Source organism: Frankia sp. Cppng1_Ct_nod, assembly GCF_920656135.1.
Taxonomy (GTDB): Bacteria; Actinomycetota; Actinomycetes; order Frankiales; family Frankiaceae; genus Protofrankia; species Protofrankia meridionalis.
Map to the genome: position 1 here is coordinate 16,979 of NZ_CAKKTK010000022.1, position 15,873 is coordinate 32,851.

14 protein-coding genes are annotated in these 15,873 nt (G+C 64.1%); 4 read left to right on the forward strand and 10 right to left on the reverse strand.

Going from position 1 to position 15,873, the window contains the following annotated elements; genetic code table 11:
* Positions 1–584: hypothetical protein (locus tag NBW77_RS08910; protein ID WP_250279552.1), on the forward strand; the 584-nt coding region annotated here is incomplete at its 5' end.
* Between the two features lie 230 nt (positions 585–814).
* On the opposite strand, the gene NBW77_RS08915 is transcribed toward NBW77_RS08910, so the two are convergent.
* The 6 genes from NBW77_RS08915 to NBW77_RS08940 form a co-directional block, all read right to left on the reverse strand.
* On the reverse strand, positions 815–1,636 hold the full coding sequence (locus NBW77_RS08915; RefSeq protein ID WP_131747730.1) for an amino acid ABC transporter permease: 822 nt from the start codon (positions 1,634–1,636) through the stop codon (positions 815–817).
* The gene (locus tag NBW77_RS08920) at positions 1,633–2,283 is read right to left on the reverse strand and encodes an amino acid ABC transporter permease (RefSeq protein ID WP_131747729.1); all 651 of its coding nucleotides are present in this window, start codon (positions 2,281–2,283) and stop codon (positions 1,633–1,635) included. Before NBW77_RS08920 ends, NBW77_RS08915 begins: the two co-directional genes overlap by 4 nt.
* 43 nt (positions 2,284–2,326) lie before the next feature.
* Positions 2,327–3,193, reverse strand: coding sequence for a glutamate ABC transporter substrate-binding protein (locus NBW77_RS08925; RefSeq protein ID WP_131747728.1), 867 nt, complete (start codon positions 3,191–3,193; stop codon positions 2,327–2,329).
* A gap of 140 nt (positions 3,194–3,333) precedes the next feature.
* Positions 3,334–4,089 carry an amino acid ABC transporter ATP-binding protein gene (locus NBW77_RS08930; protein ID WP_284346905.1) on the reverse strand — a complete coding sequence of 252 codons (756 nt, stop codon included), beginning with the start codon at positions 4,087–4,089 and terminating at the stop codon, positions 3,334–3,336.
* 354 nt (positions 4,090–4,443) lie between these two features.
* Positions 4,444–5,613: an acyl-CoA dehydrogenase family protein gene (locus tag NBW77_RS08935; protein WP_131747727.1), complete on the reverse strand. Its 1,170-nt coding sequence runs from the start codon at positions 5,611–5,613 to the stop codon at positions 4,444–4,446.
* A complete protein-coding gene (locus tag NBW77_RS08940; protein ID WP_131747726.1) occupies positions 5,613–6,485 on the reverse strand; it encodes a 3-hydroxybutyryl-CoA dehydrogenase in 873 nt (290 codons plus the stop codon). Before NBW77_RS08940 ends, NBW77_RS08935 begins: the two co-directional genes overlap by 1 nt.
* Positions 6,486–6,635: 150 nt before the next feature.
* Here NBW77_RS08940 and NBW77_RS08945 point away from each other — a divergent pair, with 150 nt between their 5' ends.
* On the forward strand, positions 6,636–7,370 hold the full coding sequence (locus tag NBW77_RS08945) for a TetR family transcriptional regulator (protein WP_131747725.1): 735 nt from the start codon (positions 6,636–6,638) through the stop codon (positions 7,368–7,370).
* Positions 7,371–7,549: 179 nt separating this feature from the next.
* Here the strand turns inward: NBW77_RS08945 and NBW77_RS08950 are convergent, their stop codons facing one another.
* Both NBW77_RS08950 and NBW77_RS08955 read right to left on the reverse strand, forming a co-directional pair.
* The gene (locus tag NBW77_RS08950) at positions 7,550–8,674 is read right to left on the reverse strand and encodes an acetate/propionate family kinase (protein WP_250279553.1); all 1,125 of its coding nucleotides are present in this window, start codon (positions 8,672–8,674) and stop codon (positions 7,550–7,552) included.
* A 24-nt stretch (positions 8,675–8,698) separates the two neighbouring features.
* Positions 8,699–11,134 (reverse strand): phosphoketolase family protein, encoded by a 2,436-nt coding sequence (locus tag NBW77_RS08955; protein WP_175324760.1) that lies wholly within the window; start codon positions 11,132–11,134, stop codon positions 8,699–8,701.
* 352 nt (positions 11,135–11,486) lie between these two features.
* On the opposite strand from NBW77_RS08955, the gene NBW77_RS08960 reads away from it, so the two are divergent.
* The gene (locus NBW77_RS08960) at positions 11,487–12,053 is read left to right on the forward strand and encodes a histidine kinase (protein WP_250279554.1); all 567 of its coding nucleotides are present in this window, start codon (positions 11,487–11,489) and stop codon (positions 12,051–12,053) included.
* A 273-nt stretch (positions 12,054–12,326) separates the two neighbouring features.
* Positions 12,327–13,271, forward strand: coding sequence for an LmeA family phospholipid-binding protein (locus NBW77_RS08965; RefSeq protein WP_165486232.1), 945 nt, complete (start codon positions 12,327–12,329; stop codon positions 13,269–13,271).
* A gap of 53 nt (positions 13,272–13,324) precedes the next feature.
* Here the strand turns inward: NBW77_RS08965 and NBW77_RS08970 are convergent, their stop codons facing one another.
* Both NBW77_RS08970 and NBW77_RS08975 read right to left on the reverse strand, forming a co-directional pair.
* The gene (locus tag NBW77_RS08970) at positions 13,325–13,789 is read right to left on the reverse strand and encodes a hypothetical protein (protein ID WP_250279555.1); all 465 of its coding nucleotides are present in this window, start codon (positions 13,787–13,789) and stop codon (positions 13,325–13,327) included.
* 380 nt (positions 13,790–14,169) lie between these two features.
* Complete coding sequence (locus NBW77_RS08975; protein WP_250279557.1) at positions 14,170–15,771, reverse strand: MDR family MFS transporter; 1,602 nt, start codon at positions 15,769–15,771, stop codon at positions 14,170–14,172.
* Positions 15,772–15,873: the final 102 nt, after the last annotated feature.

Here is a 15,873-nt window from a genome sequence, read left to right on the forward strand (position 1 = left end):
ACGAGGGATTCACGACACCGGCTGCGGCCGACACGACCGCCGCGTCGACGCTGGGCGAACCGTTCGCGGTCCTGCCGACGGCCGCCGAACCGGCTCCGTCGGCCAACCCGACAGCAACGTCCGATCCGCTGAAGGAATTTTTCGACTCGATCCCATGGCTGCCGGCTGAACTGCCTGCAAATTTCCACGGACTCAACAACCTGGACGGCCTCAAGAACCTGCACAACCTGAGCGATCTACACGAACAACCGCTGCTGATCGACGTCACATGCAGCACGGACGGCCCGAAATGGACGGTCAAGAATACTTCTGCCAACACACTGCGATTCAGCTGGCTCGACAGCGACCTGAACGGAGATTCCGGCACGATTGCCGCCGGTGAGACTCTTCCCCTCCACTCCTCTGCGGGCGCCGTGCTCGCGATCCCGTTCGACCCGGTCTCCGGCAAACTGGTAATGGCGATTCCCGCTGTCGGCTTCTGCACGTGCTCCGACACCGCCCAGCACCCGACGAGCAGCCCGGCTTTGCCGGTCGCACCTCCCGCGACACCAATCCCCAAGGATAAGATCTATTTCACCGGATGACCGTTCCTGGTCCCGAGCGCCGTTAGTCCCTTTCCGCATCGGCGCCCGGGACCAGTCCGGTGTTCAACCGAGGTAATTTCAAGATCCCCCGAGGGATTCCCTGACGTAGTCGTCTTCTCTACGCACTGATCCACATGACGCTCACCGAACAGCACCCTCGCGATCGCGGGCGACGACATCGAGGACCTGCTCGACGCCGCAGTCCTGCACACGATCGACAAGCCCGGTCACTAGGCCCGTCGAGCCGACAGGCGTGCTTCCACGTAGATTGCCAGGCGGCCGACAAGATAGTTGATGAGAACGAAGATAGCGGCTATCACCAGATATGTCTGAATCGGGTTGCGCAGGGTCTGGATAATTATCAGTCCACGACGCAGCAGCTCTTCGTAGGAGATGAATGCGCCGATCGAGGTATCCTTGAGGATCACAACGAGCTGACTGATCAGCGCTGGCAACATCGAACGGAATGCCTGGGGCAGGAGGATGAACCGCTGGGTCTGACCACGGGTAAGACCCAGCGCTGCGGCCGCATCGGACTGTCCTCTCGGAACCGCAAGTATGCCCGCCCGGATAATTTCGGAAATGACCACCGAGTTGTAGGCCGTAAGACCGATGACGATATACCACAACAACGGCAATCTGAACCCGTACGTGGGGAGCACCTGGTACGCAAAAAAAATCGCGATGACCACGGGGACACCACGCAGGATCTCGACCACACCGACTACCGCCCAGCGGTACCACCGGGATGCCGAGATCCTCGTCATCGCGATGAGTACCCCGAGCACCAGCGACAAGGACATCGCCAGGACGGCGGCCGTCAGGGTGTGCAGAAGGCCGCCGCCAAGCAGGCGCCACAGGTCGGGAAAGTTCACGTCGTTCGGATCGAACAGCGGGCTCCACTTCTCGCCGGCGAACTGCCCGTTCGTGGCGAGCCGCCGTACAGCCAGCGCCGCGAGGCCGACCAGGATCAGAGCCGCGGCCACGCTGGCGACAAGAATGCGCCGCCGGCCGCGAGGTCCTGGAGCGTCGTAGAGAACACTTCGGTTCATCGGGTGGCCTTCAAGCGCTTTTCCATCATCAGCAGGAGCAGGCCGGCAGGAATGATGATGATCAGGTACCCGATTACTACTCCGGTGTAAACCGGCAGCGCCGGTTCACCCCGGGCGCTGTTCAGGGTGTTCGCCACGCTGTAGAGTTCCCCGCCGACTCCGAAGGCTCCCAGAATCGCAGAATTCTTGATCATTGCGATCGCGACGCTACCCAGCGGAGGAAGGACCGCCCATAAAGCCTGCGGGAGCACGACCAGTCGCAGCGACTGGCTGAAGGTGAGGCCTATCGCGCGCGCGGCCTCGGCCTGGCCTGCGTCAACCGCACCGATTCCGCTACGTACCGCCTCGCACACGAAAGCAGCGGTATAGACGGTGAGTCCGGCGACACCGAAGGTGATGTACGCGCCATTGATACCCACCTCTGGCAGGCCGAACGCGAAGACAAACAAGACGATGGTAAGTGGGCAGTTACGGACCAGTGTGACGTAGACCGTGCCAACGGCTCGCAAGGGTGGCACCGGCGACACCCGAAAGCCTGCCAGAAAAATCCCGAGCAGCAACGCTGCCACGGCGACCAGCCCGCAGATTTCCAATGTTCCCAGCAGACCATCGGCATACAGGCCCAGGTTGTCGGTGATGACACCCATGGCGGCTCCCGGGGTGCGTCGGCTCTGAAGAGCGAGGTTGCAATCAGGAACAAGCACCGAGGGTGGGCAGGGTCGGCGTGGTCCTGGCAACCTTACCCGCCGTGGATTCCCAGGCTTTGGCGTAGCGCCCGTCTGTTGACGCTGCGGTCAGCTGCTCGTTGATGAACTGACAGAAAGCGATGTCACCCTTTTTGATGCCGATGCCGTAGGGCTCGACGGTGAAGGGCTTTCCTATGAGCTTGAAAGCGCCACCACTGGAGTCCGCAAGACCCAGCAGGACGACGTTGTCGGTGGTGACGGCATCGACCTGGCCGGTACGCAACGCGTCTGCGCACTTGGAATAGACATCGAAAAGCACGATGTTGGACGCGTCGACGTATTCTTTGATTTTCTCGGCCGGAGTCGACCCGGAGACGGAGCAGACCTTCGCCTTCGCGGTGCGTAGCGATTCCGGTCCGGTGATGGTCGTGTTTTCCTTTTTCACCATGATATCCTGGCCGGCCTGGTAGTACGGCCCGGCGAAGCTGACGAGCTGTCTGCGCTTGTCGTTGATTGTGTAGGTGGCGACAACGAAGTCGACCTTGCCCTGTTGGATCGCACCTTCACGCTGGGATGACGGTGTTTCAACAAAGGTGATGGCGCTCTCGTTGATTCCCAGGCCGGCAGATATGATCTTTGCAATTTCGACGTCGAATCCCGTGACCTTTCCGTCCAGGCCTTTTAGTCCGAACAACGGCTGGTCGAACTTGGTGCCGACGGTGACCTTCCCCGCCTCGGCCAGCCTCGCCATCGTGGTGCCGGCGGCGAAGGTGGGTTTGTTCTGGACACCGACCGGCGTACCGGTCGCCTTGCCACCACCTCCGCAACCGCTGAAGACGAGCGCGATGACGCCGGCGAGCGCAGCCGTCACGAACCATCGTCGTCGAAGCGAGTTCGACTGAAGTGGATACCGTTGGGCCGGGAAACCTTGAACCTGCATGGTTGTCCTCTTCGGAGATACGTCGGATGCGGAACAGACCAGGACGATAGCGCATGGGAAAGTGAACGACGTCAGTGGGTGAGAACACGAGCCAGGAAGTCACGGGCCCGCTGAGTCCCTGGGCTGCCGAAGAAGACCTCCGGAGTTCCTTCCTCTAGAATTCGGCCGTCAGCCATGAATACGACCCGGTCCGCGGCCCGCCGCGCGAACCCCATCTCGTGGGTGACAACCACCATGGTCATACCATCGCGGGCGAGCCCTGCCATGACGTCGAGCACCTCGGCGATGTACTCCGGGTCGAGTGCCGAGGTGGGCTCGTCGAAGAGGATTACCTTCGGATCCATGGCAAGCGCTCGGGCGATCGCGACACGTTGCTGCTGCCCGCCGGAAAGCTGGGCCGGGTAACTGCTGGCCTTCGCGCCGACGCCTACCCGATCGAGCAGTTCCCGCCCTCGGCGCTCGGCTGTCTCCCGCGGGATTCCCTTGACCTTCGTCGGCCCGAGAGTGACGTTCTCCAGTGCGGTCTTGTGCGCGAATAGGTTGAACGACTGAAAGACCATGCCCACCTCGGCCCGTAGCCGTGCGAGCGCGCGTCCCTCCTCGGGCAACCGCTCTCCGTCGATCATGATCTGGCCGGCGTCGATGGTCTCCAGCCGGTTGATGCACCGGCACAGCGTCGACTTTCCCGATCCCGACGGACCGATGACGACGACCACCTCGCCGCTGAATACCGTCAGATTGATCGCATGTAGAGCCTGGAAACCGCCGAAGAATTTCTCGACGCCTTCCAGGACGATCAAGGGTTCGCCTCGCGTGCTCTTCGTCACGTTCAACCCTTCGGTCAGACTCAGACGGTAGCAGACGCGGTTCACTCGTAAGTAACAGACACCGGGAAACGTGAACTCCCCCGGTTCGCCGGAGATGGACGCCGACAGCCCCGCACCGAGAGCGTCTGGATGCCGGCGCCATACGCGGCGATCACACGGCGATCACGTGGCGGCACCGCTCGTCGACGATGAAGCGCTCGGCGGAGCGGTGCACGTTCCCAGGATGTCGTGAAAGCGTCCGCGCGGCAGCTGATCTCGTCGCTCAGGGGCGGTGCCTGTATTGCGTGCCGTCCTCGTGCATCTCGGCGCTGCCAGGGATCATGTGGCGGCCGTTGATCGAAGGCACACCAACGGTCATCTCTTGAGCAGCTGCCGGGCCATGACCATGCGCTGAATCTGGTTGGTTCCCTCATAGATCTGGGTGATCTTAGCGTCGCGCATCATGCGTTCGACCGGAAAATCCTGCGTGTAGCCCGCACCACCGAGTAGCTGGACGGCGTCGGTGGTGACCTCCATGGCCGTGTCCGACGCAAAGCACTTCGCCGCCGCCGAGACGAACCCCGCGTCCGGTTCCCCTCGCTCAGCCTTGGCCGCAGCCACGTACACCATGTGCCGAGCTGCCTCGATCTTCATCCCCATATCGGCGATCATGAACTGCGGGCCCTGGAACTCGGCGATCAACCGGCCGAACTGCCGGCGTTCCTTGACATAGGCGATCGCGGTATCCAACGCACCCTGCGCGATGCCCACCGCCTGCGCACCGATCGTGGGCCGGGTATGGTCCAACGTCCGCAGCGCGGTCTTCAGGCCGGTGCCCGGCTCGCCGATAATACGGTCGACCGGGATGGTGCAGTCCTCAAGATGGATCTCTCGGGTCGGCGAGCCCTTGATACCGAGCTTACGTTCCTTCGATCCGACCGAGAAACCCGGATCTTCCTTGTGGACCACAAAAGCCGAGATACCCCGGGATTTCTTTGCCGCATTCGGGTCGCTTACCGCCATCACCGTGTACCAGGCGGACTCTCCGGCATTGGTGATCCAGCACTTGGTACCGTTCAGTACCCAGTGGTCACCGTCGAGACGCGCCCGGGTGCGCATAGATGCGGTATCCGAACCCGCCTCCCGCTCGGACAGCGCATACGAACCCATCGCCTCACCCGAGGCGATGGAGGACAGCACCTCCTTCTTCAGGTTCTCCGACGCGGCGAGCAGGATCGGCATGGTCGCCAGTTTGTTCACCGCCGGGATCAGCGATGACGAGGCACAGACCCTCGCCACCTCCTCGATCACGATGCATGCCGCGACCGCGTCCGCACCCTCGCCGCCGTATGACTCGGGGATGTGTACGGCGTGAAAACCGGCCCGGGTCAGCACCTCCAGCGCCTCGACGGGAAAACGTGCCTGCTCATCGACATCGGCGGCGTGCGGCGCGATTTCCTTCTCCGCCAGCGTCCGCACCGCTTCACGCAGAGATTCGTGTTCCTCGCTCAGCTGGTAAACGCCGCTGCCGGCACTTGGGGCCATCAGGATTCAACCTGACCGTAGTCGTAGAAGCCCCGACCGTTCTTCTTACCGAGCAGCCCGGCATCGACCATCCGCATCAGCAGTGGTGGCGGCGAGTACAGCGGCTCCTTGAACTCATCGTACATCGATTCGGCGATTGCCTTTGTCGTGTCAAGGCCGATCAGGTCGGCCAACGCCAGTGGACCCATCGGGTGGGCACACCCGAGCACCATCCCGCTGTCGATGTCGGATGCTGAGGCAAAGCCCGACTCGAGCATCCGGACAGCTGACAGCAGATAGGGCACGAGCAGCGCGTTCACCACGAAGCCCGCCCGGTCCTGGGACCGGATCACTTTCTTGCCCAGAACGTCGCTGACGAAGGACTCTGCTCTGGCCTGGGTCTGCTCGTCGGTGAGCAGCGACGCCACCAGCTCGACGAGCGGCAGGACCGGTACCGGGTTGAAGAAGTGGATCCCGATCACCTGATGCGGCCTGGTCGTCGCCATCCCCAGTTTCATGATGGGGATGGACGACGTGTTGGACGCGAAGATCGCATCCGGATCCTCGACCACCTTGTCGAGATCCCGGAAAACCTCGGTCTTCAACCGTTCGTCCTCCGCGACAGCCTCGACCACCAGCTGGCAGTCGGCCAGGTCGTTGAAGTCCACGGTGAAGCTCAGGCGCTCCAACGCCAGGTCACGGTCCTCGGTGGACAGCTTGTTCCGCAGCGTCGCACGGTCCAGCGAGCCGATCACCCGGGCACGGCTCGCCGCGGCCCGGCCGGTGTCCGCTTCGACGACGACGACGTCGAGACCTGAGCGGGCACACACCTCGGCGATCCCCGAGCCCATCAGGCCGCCGCCCACGACCCCTACCTTTTTCACGTCAGCCATTCGGCCACCCCTCGGTCCAGGTCCGGTCCTGCGAGCACGACGACCGGCCACATATGTGATCTAACTCATATGCCACGCGGAGCGGTCAGACCGCGCAACCGAACTGTAGCGGCACTTGGTGCCGTTAGCGAATATGTAAGATCTCACGGCATGACGGACCCGGCGGAGCTGACACCCAGGCGGCGCGCCGGCCGAACCGCAGCCGGGCGGCGCCACCTGCGACGTGCCCTGGTCAGGTCCGCGATGGAGCTGTTCCTCACCAACGGGTACGAGGCCACCACCGTCGACCAGATCGCCGAAGCGGCCGGGGTCGGCCGGCGCACTTTTTTCCGGTACTTCTCCGCCAAGGAAGAGGCAATCTTCCCCGACCATGACGAGTGGCTCGACGACATGGCCCGGCTGTTCGACGAAGCCGGCTCCACCGAACCGCCGTTGGTGGTCGCCTGTGCCGGCGCCCAACTGGTACTGGATCGCTATGTCGACGATGCCGATATTTCACTGAAACGCTTCGAACTGACCAGACAGGTAGCATCTCTACGAGATCGTGAGATCGCAAGTACCGACCGTTATGAACGTGTCGTGGCGCGATACCTTCAGAGCCGCTTCGCCGGCGAGGCCGACGGTGAGCTGCGTAGTGTCGTGGCCGCCGCGGCCGTGGTCGCCGCGCACAACTACGCCCTGCGCACGTGGCTCAAGAGCGGTGGGACGGACGACGTCTACGACCGGGCGCACCACGCCTTCGGCCTCGTGCAACGGTCCTTCGCCCCGCAAGGGGTCCGGCGGCTCGACGACCATGAACACGTGGTCGCGTTCTTCCGCGCGGATGCCCCGTTCGACGAGGTGGTTCGCCAGCTCGGTGACGTGATGCGGCGGATCCAGGACTGACACCGCTCCCGACCTCACGGCACGCAGTGCCATTCGCTGTGGTGCGGGACGCCAGCGGGCCTTCTCGCCTTTCGTCCGGTCCGCGCGGTCAAGCGCATCGATCCACACGGACCTCCAGCCCGCTGGTCACAACGAACTCGACCAGGACAGCGGACGCTCAAGCCACCGTCCACACCGAGTTATCCGGCGAGACAGGCGCGGACGCCGCGAGCGATCTCCAGCTCTTCCCGAGCCTCGACGACCAGGGTCCGGACCCTCGATCCGGAGGTTGCGACGCCGGAGGTTGCGACGCCGGGGTCAGTGATGTCGGAGTCGCCGTCGGTATGCGCGGTGTTGCGGTCGGGGTCGATGCCCACGCCGAGAAAGCCCAGGCCGTCCGCGGCGCCGGCACGTACAGCCGCGGACCGCTCTCCTACCCCGCCGGTGAAGACCAGAGTGTCCAATCCGCCGAGGGCCGTGGCCATCGCGGCGATCTGCGCGCGCAGGCGGTGCAGGTACACGGCCAGAGCCAGCGATCCGGCTGCATCACCGGCGGTGGCTCGGTCCACAACCGTACGCATGTCCGCGGTGCCGGCGAGGGCGAACAGGCCCGACCGATGGAACAGCTTATCGGTGAGTTCGTCTGCGGACATGCCGGCCGAGGTCTGCAACCACAGCAGCAGACCGGGGTCGATGTTGCCGGAACGGGTCGACATCACCAGGCCCTCGAGCGGGGTGAACCCCATGGTGGTGTCAATGCCAACGCCGTCACGGACTGCGGCGAGCGAAGCCCCCGACCCCAGATGACAGGTCACCACTCGGCATCCACCGGTCAGCGTTGCCGCCCGCCGGGACGCATACGCATGGGACAAACCGTGGAATCCGAAGCGACGGACCCCGAGACGCTCCCGCCAGTCAGCCGGTACCGCGTAGGTGAACGCGGCCAGCGGCATCCGGGCGTGAAACGCGGTGTCGAAGCAGGCGACCTGCACGACGTCGGGTGCGGCCGTCCGCACCTCGGTGAGCGCGGCCAGCGCCGCTGGTTGGTGCAGTGGCGCGAGCGCTGTCAACCCCCGCAGATCCTTGATCACCTGGTCGGTGACAACGACCGGATCGGTGAAGGTCGTCCCGCCGTGCACGATCCGATGCCCGACCGCCTGAAAGGTTCCCAACCGGGCCAGGCCACGGATAGCCGACCTGACCTCGCCCGGGTCCGGGCGGCCCTCCCGCGCGTGTAGGTCGACGGACGCGAGCAGGCCGTCGCCCGGTCCGAGTAGCCGAAGCTTCAGGCTGGACGACCCCGCGTTGACCACCAGCACATTCATGGCGACAGCCGCTTTCGGTAATCGTCAGTACGGCCAGGTCCAGCCGGAGATCTCCGGCATGTCCGCACCGAAGTCGCGGGTGTAGGCCCGGGCCGCGATGCGCGCGTCCACCATGTTCTGCCGGACATGCGCGGCGCTAGCTCCCAGAGACGGCACCCGGTCTATTACGTCGATCACGAGGTGGAAGCGGTCGAGGTCGTTCATCATCACCATGTCGAACGGCGTGGTGGTTGTACCTTCCTCGATATAGCCGCGGACATGCATGTTGTCGTGGTTGGTCCGCCTGTAGGTCAACCGGTGAATCAGCCACGGGTAACCGTGATAGGCGAAGATCACAGGACGGTCCGAGGTGAAAATCGCGTCGAAACGGGCATCGGACATGCCGTGCGGATGCTCACGTTCGTCCTGCAGACGCATCAGGTCGACGACGTTGATGACCCGGACCTTCAGGTCGGGAAAGTGCTGCCGCAGGATATCGACCGCGGCCAGGGTCTCCAACGTCGGAATATCCCCTGCGCAGGCCAGTACCACGTCCGGCATGCCGTCCCCGGCCGAACCGCCGGTGGCGTGCTCGTGGTCGTTGCTGGCCCAGTCCCAGATACCGATACCCCGGGTGCAGTGAGCGATCGCGTCGTCCATCGACAGATAGTTCAGCGCCGGCTGCTTCCCCGCGACAATTACATTGATGTAATGTCGACTACGCAGACAGTGATCCGCGACGGACAACAGCGTGTTCGCGTCCGGTGGGAGGTACACCCGGACGATCTCCGCCTTCTTGTTGACCACATGGTCGATAAAACCCGGATCCTGATGGGAGAATCCGTTGTGGTCCTGCCGCCAGACATGGCTGGTCAGCAGGTAGTTCAGCGACGCGATCGGACGCCGCCACGGTATATGGCGGGTCGTCTTCAACCACTTCGCGTGCTGGTTCACCATCGAGTCGACAATATGGATGAACGCCTCGTAGCAGGAGAAGAACCCGTGCCGGCCTGTAAGGAGATATCCCTCCAACCAGCCCTGACACAGATGCTCGGAGAGCACCTCCATGACCCGACCATCCGGCGCGAGGTTGTCATCGCCATCGACGATCTCGGCGTTCCACGCCCGGGACGTTGTCTGGAACAGTGCACCGAGCCGGTTGGACGCGGTCTCGTCCGGACCCATAACCCGAAACGTCGTCGAGTTCGCCGCCATCACATCCCGCAGGAAGCCGCCGAGAATCCTGGTCGCCTCGCTGAAGGTAGTGGCCGGTACCTCGACGTCCACGGCGTACGTGCGGAAGTCCGGCAGGGTCAGGTCCCGCAGGAGTTCCCCGCCGAAGGTATGCGGGTTCGCGCTCATCCGCCGGCTACCCGACGGCGCCAGTTCCGCAAGATCGGCAACGAGTCTGCCCTCGGCGTCGAACAACTCCTCGGGCCGGTAGCTGCGCAGCCACGCCTCCAACTGCGCCAGATGCTCCGGGTTACTGTGGATCTCCGAAACCGGCACCTGATGGGACCGCCAGGTGCCTTCCACCTGGACACCGTCCACGACGCTCGGGCCGGTCCAACCCTTCGGCGTACGAAGAACGATCATAGGCCACAGCGGACGGGTGGAATCACCGTGCACCCGCGCCCGTTCCTGGATTCCTTCGATCTCCTCGACAACAGAGTCAAGGACGGCTGCGAACCGCTGGTGTACCTGCCCCGGGTCATCCCCGCCGACGTGGAACGGCTGGTAGCCATACCCACGCATCAACTGGTCGAGTTCGGCCTCGGGAATACGCGCGAGCACGGCCGGTTGAGCGATCTTGTAGCCGTTCAGGTGGAGGATCGGCAGGACCGCCCCGTCCCGGATCGGATCAAGGAACTTGTTCGAATGCCAACTCGCCGCAAGCGGCCCGGTCTCGGCCTCACCGTCCCCGACGACCGCGCAGACAAGCAGGTCCGGATTGTCGAATGCCGCACCGAACGCGTGGGTGAGGACGTAACCAAGCTCCCCACCCTCATGGATCGAACCGGGAACCTCCGGCGCGGCATGGCTGGGTATACCACCCGGGAAGGAGAACTGACGGAAAAGCCTGCGCATCCCCTCGGCATCCCGCGTCACGGACGGGTAGAAATCGGTGTATGTACCTTCAAGATAGGTATTCGCAACGATGCCGGGGCCACCGTGGCCAGGGCCCGTGACATAGATCGCGTTGAGGTCTCGCGCCCTGATCAAACGGTTCATGTGCGCGTAGATCAGATTCAGCCCCGGGGTCGTACCCCAGTGACCGACCAGCCGGGACTTGACATGTTCGGTCCGCAACGGCTCGCGCAGCAGGGGATTGTCCAGCAGATAGATCTGGCCGACCGCCAGATAGTTTGCCGCCCGCCAATAACCATGAATACGGCGCAGCTCCTCCGCAGACAAAGGCCCCGACACGGACCTCCCGGCACCGGACAGCATGCCCGCCGCAACATCGACAGCGCTGGTCATCTGTTCCTCCAAAATACTGACTGTCCGTATGAGCTCCAGGATGATTGCCCCATGGGCCAGCACGGCCACACCGGTACGAACACCCTATCCGCCCCCGCCCAGCCACGGTCACCAACATCCGCCCGGGGCCGCCGATCCACGTCCCGTGTGAATTCGCGATCCGGATGATTCCCGATTCCAGTCCGCATCTCGCTCGCATGAACCGGTCCCACGCTCTGGGGGATGGCCAACTCGCCGAGTGGGAGGAAGACCCGTGACGTATGTCGAGCCGATTGCTGTGACGCCGGTCAGGATGACGCGGTTCAGGATGACGCGGTTCAGGATGACGCCGTTCAGGATGACGCGGTTCAGGATGACGCCGTTCAGGGTTCGGCCGCGGACGTCCGGGACGGTGACCGCGGCCGGGCGTCGCCGCGGACATCGTCTGGTCGTTGTCGCGTTTGCCCTGGTGGTACTGCGAGCGGTGGAGGCCGCGGTCACGCTGCTGACGGCCGCACTTCTCCCCCTCGTGCCGCTGGACCAGCCGGATCCGCACCTGGATGTCACACGCCTGGCCAAGGTACAGGTACATCCTGACACCGCGACCACGGCACTCGTCATGGTCGCGGTGGCCTCGGTCGTTGCCGTCCTTCTCCTGAGAACCCGGTCGGCCATCGGGGCGTTCGCCGGGGTCAAGGCGGTCGCGGTTCTCGCAGCGACGGCGATCACCGGCATGTTCGCCTCGGGGTCGACGGTCGCCCGCGTCACCGTGACCGTATGCGGTGCATGCCTTGTCCTCGTGCTCTGGCCGTCCGTGCGGGCGGCTGTACCACGCGTGCTGAACGCCGCCGGCGTGCACCGCATCTCCGGCCGGACCGCCGAGATCGCGATCATGATAAAGATCATCCTGCTTGTCGCCATCGTTGTTCTGCTCGGCTGAGCCGAGCCCTTACCGTCCGCCTGGACCGACCAGGAAGGTCCGCGATGACCACGCGCTGTTATAGATGATCCTTTTTCGGGTGGTTGAACCACGGACATCCGCACGATCTCGTATCCGTCTCATATGCACCCGCAACGTTCCTCTCATGGTGATGCCGTGTTGTGGTGACCACGAAACCGCCACCCGATGAAGGTGGCGGTTCCGTGCCGGAAAGGAGGCACCGTGCCGACGTCACCACGAAGACCGTCTGTCCCCGTCGAGCGGAACGCCACGGTGTCGCTCCCAGAACCGGTCCCGCGGACGGCGTTCACCCGCCTGTTCACCCGCCCGTTCACCGGACCTGGTCCCGGCCGCCGTCGGGGATGGCCCATCGGCCGGTCGTCGAGGCGCTGGCCGCTGCGACACCCGCACCGCCGGGTGCTGGTAGCGGTGCTGGTGATCCTTGCTGTCCTCGCGACCGCTGACAGGGTTCTGGTCCGTGTAACCGAGCGCCGACTCGCCGAGCAGCTGGCCTGCCTGACCGGGCTGACCGGGGCGGTGACGGTGAGCATCGGCGGTGTCCCGTTCCTGACCCAGGCCGCCGGTGGGCACCTGCGCTCGGTCACACTGACTGCGAGCGGGCTGCGCCGGTCCGAGATGGTGCTGAGCGATGTGTCCATCGTCCTGCACGACGTGCGGCTGCCGCCGCTGTCCGGGCTGACGAGCCGACCCGCCCCCGGCTCGGTCCATGTCCGCAGCATCATCGTCGCCGCGACCGTTCCCTACACCGCGGTCAACGACCGAAAGACCGGAGGGGACACCCGCGACCTGCGCGTCTCGTACGCGGATGACGGCAGACTCAAGGTGGAGACACAGCTTGTGATGCCTATCGGCACGGTGCAGGTGACGGTCGTCGGCCGTCCTGTGATCAGAAATGGCAGGCTGTCGATCCAGCCGGACAGCATCAAGGCCTTCGGCCGGCAACTGCCCACCAGTCTGTTCACCGGCCTGACCGATCGATCTGGTAGCGCCGAGGTTACGCTACCGGACCCGCTGTACGGCGCGACGTACGACGCGGTGGAGGCAACTGCGGACGGGCTTCGTATGTACCTGTCCGCTCCCGGCTCGGCCCTGCCCGACGCAGCACAGATGCAGGGACGTTGCACAGGCCCGGCGGGCGGCCAGGGAGGCGGAGGCCCTGGAGTCTCACCGCCGGAGGCCCGTGCCATCACAATGTGATGGCACGGGCCTTCACCGTCCGATCCGGGGCTCACGAGCCGGACAGGTGTTGTTCAGCTGGCTCCGGGAACGGTCACATTCTTCTCGTCGAAGGCAAAACCGTTACTCGTGGCACTTCGCTGCAGACCGGCGAAGCTGTTCTCGCTGGCGTCGATGTCAGCCTCGGTGGCGGTGCCGCTCTTCAATTTGTTGGTGAGGTTCGAGAAGCTGTCACTGATCGACTGAACCGCGTTACAGAGCGTAGGATTCGCCTCCGCGAATCCTTTGGCGACCTTCAGTTCGTGAACGGTGAAAGCGCCCGCCACCGCGGCCTTGACGAAGGTGCGTTTCCGTTTGTCGGCCCCGGCCTTGAACCCACCGTTCTTCAGCGGCTTGTAGATGTAACGGTGGAAGGCCCCGAGGCCAAGGCCGGCATGCAAGGCGAAACGGGTCTTGGCGAAGGCTCTGGTATTGCCGGTCGTCGGGCAGGGCGCATTGTCCTCCGGGTCGGTGTCCTGGCCGGCATCACTAGCGGTCACGACGCTTCCCGAGGAAGATCGGTTCTTGGTCGTACCAGTGCCACAGGCACCGACAAGCGTCAGAGCCAGCAACGCGGCAATCAGAGCCAGACCACGTTGAGCATTCCGCGAGGTCACTTCCGTCTCTCTCCCTCCACGCCGGGTAACCTCGCCGATACCCGGAGTTCAGAAGTGGCGATATCCCGCACACCCTGACCGCCGGTCACCGAGGTTCTAATGGCGGACACCGTATTACCCGTCCGCCGTCACCCGCGCAGGACACCCGCAACCGGCCATCCACGTGCCGGTTGCGGCCGGAGACCTAACCCGCAGCGGTACAGCTTCGTCAGCGGTAGGGCTCACACAGTGATACGGTCGGATGCGGATGCCGTAGCAGCCGATTACTGAGCGTGTGCGGGTAGATTTGTGGTCGTGTCCTCCATATCGCTCACGATCGCGGCATCGACGGGGGTAGAATTGCTTCCCCGCAACGGCACTTCGCGGATTACCCAGGTGACCGCAATCGCAAGAAGTACGAACACGGCAGCCCATTGAAAAACCGTGTGGATACCGTTGGTCACAGCCTGCTGGTAGGCCTCGCGCACCGCTGCGGGCAATTTCTCCACAAGCGCGGGAGTCAGCTGACCTCTGGTCAGTTGCCGACCCGCACCGACGCCGAGCCGATCGGTGAGAGTGCCCTTCAGATGCTGCGAATAGAGAGTGCCGAGCAGTGAGACACCAAGCGAACCACCGATGGTGCGGAACAAGGTGGCCGCGCCGCTGGCCGCGCCGAGATGGCGGCGTCCGACACTGTTCTGAACGACAAGCATGGTGCTCTGCATGAGTAGGCCCATGCCAACGCCAAGAACAATCATGAACAGGGAACTGGTAGCCCGGCCGGTGTGCAGACCCAAGGTGGCGAGTAGGCCCAGCCCGGTGGCCATGAACACCGACCCGATGATCATCAGTGCCCGGTAGCGGCCGGTACGGGTGACGATCTGGCCGCCGAGCAGGGATGTGAGCAGTATCCCGCCCATGAGGGGCAGCAACAGGATCCCGCTGCTGGTGGCCGAGCTACCCTGCACGTTCTGCTGGTACTGCGGGAGGAAGGTCACCGCTCCGAACATCGCGAGCCCGGTGAAGAATGCGAGCACCGTGGCCGCGCTGAAGTTGCGGCTGTGGAACATGTCCAGCGGCAGGATCGGGTCGGCAACCTCGCGCTCGACCCGATAGAACGCGGCGAGTGCCAGGGCCGTCACCACGGCCAGGCCCACGATGGGCGCTGATGACCAGGCGAACTCGGTACCGCCCCAGCTTGCCAGCAGGGTCAAGGCCGAGATGCCGACACCGAGTAGAGCAGCGCCCGACCAGTCGATCGACACCCGCTCACGACGTCCGGGCAGATCCATGGTCACAGCGATCACCACCAGAGCCAGCACACCGAGCGGTAGGTTGACGTAGAAGGCCCACCGCCAGCTCAGATGGTCGGTCAGGAAGCCCCCGAGCAGCGGGCCGCCGATGAAGGCGACCGGCATCACCGCGGCCATCATGCCCTGGTAACGGCCCCGCTCCCGGGGTGGCACCAGATCGCCGATGATGGCCATCGCGCCCACCATGAGACCACCGGCGCCCAGACCCTGAACCCCCCGGAAACCGATCAGCTGACCCATGTCCTGCGACAGTCCGGACAGCGCCGACCCGACCAGGAAAACCACGATCGATGCCATGAATACGTTCTTGCGGCCGTAGAGGTCACCGACCTTGCCCCATACCGGAGTCGACACGGCGGTGGCCAGCGTGTAGGCGGTGACGACCCACGACAGATGAGCCAGCCCGCCCAGTTCGCCGACGATGGTAGGCATCGCGGTACCCACGATGAGGTTGTCGAGGATCGCCAACAACATGGCGATCATCAGCCCGCTCATCACGGTGTAGATCTCACGGCTGGTCCGTACCTGGTCGGTCGCCCGGCATATCTCGACCGACGCCGTCTCCTCTGTCATCGCAGCCTCCGCCGACCCTGTAACCTAACTAGCCGACCGGCTAGTTACTTGCCCGACGCTAGACTAACAGCTACTTGCCCGTCGTCAAGTAAGCTTCAGCGA